We start from the raw sequence: 271 nt of genomic DNA, 5'->3' as shown, positions 1-271 counted from the left end.
AAAGCAATTGCGCTGGCCATGTCTGGCTCGCCCTTCTCAATCGAAACGCTGATGTCCGTAGCCGCATTGGGCGCGCTGTTCATTGGTGAGGCCGAAGAGGCTGCAGCCGTAGTTTTCCTATTCTCGATCGGTGAGTTATTGGAGAGTGTGGCGGCCGATCGTGCCCGCGCCGGTATCAGAGCTCTGGCGTCACTGGTTCCGAAAACAGCGGTGCTGCTCGATGCCCAAGGCGGGCAGCGCGAGGTTGCTGCAGCTTCGCTGCGGGTGAATG

General features: G+C 60.1%; 1 pseudogene. It reads left to right on the top strand.

Annotated features, from left to right (window positions below):
- A pseudogene (locus GQS58_RS17075) lies at positions 1 to 271 on the top strand (heavy metal translocating P-type ATPase); the annotation flags it as partial.

The sequence above is a fragment of the Polaribacter sp. 11A2H genome, assembly GCF_011379025.1.
GTDB lineage: Bacteria > Bacteroidota > Bacteroidia > Flavobacteriales > Flavobacteriaceae > Polaribacter.
This window is presented reverse-complemented; position numbering and strand designations above follow the sequence as displayed.